3 protein-coding genes are annotated in these 4,100 nt (G+C 33.1%); all 3 read left to right on the forward strand.

Annotation, left to right across the window (positions count from 1 at the left end; all coding sequences use genetic code 11):
- Nucleotides 1-265 (forward strand): plasmid mobilization relaxosome protein MobC (gene mobC / locus ELQ12_RS09390; protein WP_208379397.1); only part of this gene is annotated, 265 nt, incomplete at its 5' end.
- Nucleotides 262-1,899, forward strand: coding sequence for a relaxase/mobilization nuclease domain-containing protein (locus ELQ12_RS09395; protein ID WP_134264733.1), 1,638 nt, complete (start codon nt 262-264; stop codon nt 1,897-1,899). The genes mobC and ELQ12_RS09395, both read left to right, overlap by 4 nt.
- Nucleotides 1,896-2,975: a replication initiation protein gene (locus ELQ12_RS09400; RefSeq protein WP_134264734.1), complete on the forward strand. Its 1,080-nt coding sequence runs from the start codon at nt 1,896-1,898 to the stop codon at nt 2,973-2,975. Before ELQ12_RS09395 ends, ELQ12_RS09400 begins: the two co-directional genes overlap by 4 nt.
- Nucleotides 2,976-4,100 lie beyond the last annotated feature (1,125 nt).

A 4,100-nucleotide genomic window follows, 5' to 3' on the forward strand; every position in this document is an offset into this window, starting at 1 on the left:
GGAACAAATAGAGAGCAAACTTAAAGAGAGTGAGCTTTCTTTTTCTAGTTTTGCTTTGGCTTCTATGTTAGGGCAAAAAAGTTTAAAAAGAAAACAAACTCCAATTAATAGAGATTTTATAGCGGAGCTTTCTAAGTGGGGAAACAATTTAAATCAAGTAGCAAAACATTTAAATTCTAATAAAGGCGGACTTGATCGAGTAGGCTTAGAAATGTTAAGCCGTATCGAAAACCACCTAAAAGAACTTAGAAAAGTAATTGAATGATTTGCAAATTTTTTAAAACTCAAACAGGCGGGGGCGTGTCAGCAATTAATTATTTACTTGATAAAAGAGTTAATCAAGGCACAGCAAAAGTCTTACAAGGCGATGAGTTTTTAACAAGAGAACTTATTAAATCAATGACACAAAAGCATAAAACTTGTGTCGGCGTTTTATCTTTTGAAGAAAAAAATATCAGCGAAGAATTAAAAGAAGAGATAATGGAAAGTTTTGAAAATGCACTTTTAACGCCAGAAATGAAAGGGCGTTATAATATCCTTTGGGTAGAGCATACAGACAAAGGGCGACTAGAGTTAAACTTTGTAATTCCAAAAATTGACCTAGAAAGCAAAAAAGCATTTAATCCATACTATCACCCTGCGGATAAAAAAAGAATTGAAACTTGGGGCGATTATATTAATTTGCGTTACGGTTTTACAAATCCAAAAGACCCAGCCAAAGAACAGACTATACAAGGAAGTAAAAAAGCAAAGGAGCTTTTTAAAGATTATGAGAGCCTAGACAAAATCTTACATCAACAAGTAGCCGATGAAGTTATAAATTCTCGTGATGAGTTAATTACATTTTTGGAGCAAAACAACATCGAAGTAACGAGAAAAGGGAAAGACTATTTAAGCATTAAATTACCAGAAAGTAAAAAAGCAAAAAGATTTAAAGGGAGTATCTATAATGAACAATTTACAAGCTTTGCAGAACTTAGAGAAATACGCGGAGAAAAAGAAAGAAGAGCAAAAGAGTATAACCGAAGAGATAATGAAAAAGAACTTGGAAGACTTGAACAAGAGCTTAAAGAACTCATTAGTCTTAAGTCTCAATTCTATAGAGAAACAATCAGAACAATTAATGAGCGACTACGAAAAAAAACTAAACAATCTTTTCAGAGAGATAGAGAAAAAAGCCTACAATCTCGAACCGATGAAATTCAAACTATCAAGCCTAGCGATGAGCTTTCTAGTGGGAATGCTTACGATGATGATTTTATTAGCGATTGCGTGGTATCTGTGGATAAAGCCTTATCAAATCAGCAAAGAGCTAACGACAACGGACAGCAGTGGGAAAGTGTATCTTTACATAGAGAAAAATCAAGTGGGACAGCAGGGGAATTTTTATTACCTACCACTGAACTAAAGGAAGAAGATGACAACATTAGAACTAGAGTTAATCGCAGAAATAGAGAGATTACAGAGCAAGATAATCGAATATCAAAAAGCCGAAATGAACTTACACAATATTATCAAAACGGAACGAGAGAATTACAAGAAAAACTTGCAAAATTTGGAGAACAAATACAAGGAATTGGAGAACAAATACGAAGAGCAGGGCAAAGAATTAGAAGCAATAGCGAAGAGCGTAGAAAACAACAGCGACACAGATTTGCAAATTTTGAAGAGCAAGTTAGAAGCTTTGGAAGCAAATTCGCAGAACAAATTAATGGAGTTAGATTTCTCATTAAGGCAAGAATTGACGGAGTTAGGGGAAGACTTAAACAAATTAGAGAAAGAATTTTGATAAGAACAGGGCAAGTTTTAAAAACAAGTCAAAAAATAGAACAAGAACAGATTAAAGCCAAAGCTAAAGAAAGTAATAATATTAAAAAAGGGTTTGGGTTGGGAAGATGAAAGAAGTTAAAAAAAATAGTAAGACAAAAATTCAAAAAGCAATAGTAACACAGAATAACCGCTTTGTATATGCTAAATATGATATGAATACGAATGAACTTAAAATGTTTATGTGGATAGTTGCTCAAATTAATAGCCAACAAGATAGTTTATTTCAAGTTTGCGAAATGCCGTTAAGTCAGATTATGGAAGTTTGGCAAAGAAAGGATAAAGAAGCGGATTATAATTATATTAGAGATTTATGTCATTCTATGGCAAGAAAAGCCTATGTCGAAGATTTTAAACTTCTCGATGAAAAAACGATGAAAGAAAAAAGAATATTTCAGGCTATGCCACTTTTTAAATTTATCAGATACGAAGAAGGACAGGGATACATCACTTATCAGCTAAACGATAGTCTTATGCAATATCTACTCGAGCAAAAAAGAGATTTTACTCAGCTAAAATTTAACGATATTCAAAATATGAAATCTGCTTATAGCATAAGGATTTATAATATGCTTTTGTGTGAGCTAAAGCAAAACAGGCAAAGTCTTAAAATCAATCTTGCAGTATTGCAAAACCTTTTGGAAGTGCCTAAAGTTTATATTGAAAGATGGTCAGATTTTAATCGCTTTGTTTTAAAACAAGCGGAGAAGGATATAAACGGAAAATCTAATTTAGTTTTATTAGAAATTAAAACTTATAAAACAGGGCGTAAAATTACAGAAATAGAATTTATTTATGATTACAAAAATAATGATAAAAAAATAATGCGTGATAAGATTAAGAAAGAGAATTATTTTAATCGTTTGAAAGAAATTCTTAGCTCCTATATTGGAAAATCAATTTACGATGAGAGATACGGCGAAATGATTGTAGTTTCGTATGACCAAAAAGAAGACGATAAACTTTTCATAGTTGCTGAGCGTAAAAGCGATGGTAATCTTGTAGCTTTTAGGGTTAAAACTTTTAAAGATATTAACTCGCTAGAAAAACTTAAAGATAAAGCCGAAGAGCTTTTTTACTTGGATAAACAAAGAGTTTTAAAGGCTAAAGAAGCTCAAGCTTATAGAAATCTTTTTACGCAAATTTAACCACTTTCTTATTAGAAAACTCAAAACCAACAAACAAACTCTTTTAATCGGTTTAGATAAAATCAAAGGGGAGGGTCTCATCCCGCCACTATCCCCCTCTGATGAAATTATTATAATTTTTTATTCTAAATAAACAATGACGAGCCTAGCTTATTTGATTAAAGGCTAAAACAGCATAAAGGGCGTCGGCCGCCCTTATGCACTCCAAAAAGCAAAGAAAAGCCCTTAAAAGGACTTTCTTTGCAAAAAAGAATATTACCCCTAAGAAATCTCCTAAAAACGATTTAAACCCTAATTCCTTTCTTTTATTAGCTTAGCAAATCGCACCTGTTAAGGTGCTATGATTTGCGGAAGGAAAGGTGCGGTGTCGTGAAGCTTTCCTAGAGAAAGCGAACGGACAAGACACCGCCCTATAGCCCTATTTTTTTTCCGTAAAAAAAGTTACCTTTAGGCATATTTTTGTCGGGTAATTTCTCACTTTTAGGCATATTTTTGTCGGGTAATTTCTCACTTTTATCGGGTAATTTCTCACTTTTAAGCAAATCTACCCCCCACAAGTGCCGAAAAAATGGGGGTCGATTTTTGCCTAAACAAGATATTAAACAAGTAATATATTAAACAAGGGAAAAAATTGAATTTTTTGCCTTATAGTTTTAGCTTCTTCTTTTTTAAAAAAAATATAGCTTAATCTTGCATTGTTACTTTCCTTTTGTTATAATATCTTTACTTTGGGCGAGATTACTTTTTGTAGCTACACTTCTAACGAAGCTTGCTATCAAAAAGAAACTCGTTAGGGGTTTCCCCTAATACCCCTTTGACTTTTAAAAACCTTTGAAGTTGTTTTTAAAAGTTATGCTTATCTTCCCTTTTAGTTTAGATAAGCATTAGGGCGGTGTCTTGTCCGTTCGTTAGCTCTAGGCTAACTTCACGACACCGCACCTTTCCTTCCGCAAATCATTGCACCTATCGGTGCGATTTGCTAGGCTAATAAAAAAGGAGTAAGCATTAAAACTTTAACTAAAAGATTGAGACTTGCACAAAATGAGTGGGAACAAATAGAGAGCAAACTTAAAGAGAGTGAGCTTTCTTTTTCTAGTTTTGCTTTGGCTTCTATGTTAGGGCAAA

This window comes from Campylobacter sp. US25a, from assembly GCF_004379075.1.
Taxonomy (GTDB): domain Bacteria; phylum Campylobacterota; class Campylobacteria; order Campylobacterales; family Campylobacteraceae; genus Campylobacter_D; species Campylobacter_D jejuni.

Excerpts from the sequence above, each read along its gene's own strand:
- ELQ12_RS09395 (WP_134264733.1), top strand. The coding sequence starts at position 262 with ATGATTTGCAAATTTTTTAAAACTCAAACAGGCGGGGGCGTGTCAGCA.
- ELQ12_RS09400 (WP_134264734.1), top strand. The coding sequence starts at position 1,896 with ATGAAAGAAGTTAAAAAAAATAGTAAGACAAAAATTCAAAAAGCAATA.